Origin of the sequence: Vogesella mureinivorans (assembly GCF_007644035.1) — a bacterium.
Classification (GTDB): Bacteria; Pseudomonadota; Gammaproteobacteria; order Burkholderiales; family Chromobacteriaceae; genus Vogesella; species Vogesella mureinivorans.
The window spans coordinates 1-361 of the sequence record NZ_VMTV02000949.1 but is presented as its reverse complement, the minus strand read 5'-3'; the positions used below and the strand labels follow the sequence as shown (position 1 = coordinate 361).

General features: G+C 71.2%; 1 protein-coding gene. It reads left to right on the top strand.

The features are described from left to right. Positions 1–56: 56 nt before the first annotated feature. Positions 57–361, top strand: a 305-nt coding sequence (locus FLQ44_RS21280; RefSeq protein ID WP_147695969.1) for a response regulator, incomplete at its 3' end; no start/stop codon positions are given.

Here is a 361-nt window from a genome sequence, read left to right as displayed (position 1 = left end):
GGCGGCGGTCTGCGCGCCAGCATCGCGCTGCCCATCGGCGCGGCAGAGGTCGGCCCATGAGCAAGACTCTGCTGATCGTCGAGGATGACGCCCGTGTCGCCGACTTCCTGCTGCGCGGCCTGCGCGCGGAGGGCTATACGCCGACCGCCGTCGGCAGTGCCGAAGACGCCCTGCCGCTGCTGCGGCAGGGTGGCTTCGAGCTCGCGCTGTTCGACGTGATGCTGCCTGGGCAGTCAGGCATGGAGCTGTGCCAGCAGATCCGCGCCGAGTGCCTCGCCTTGCCGGTGCTGATGCTCACCGCCATGGGCAGCGTGCAGGAGCGCGTGGCCGGGCTGCGCTGCGGCGCCGACGATTACCTCAC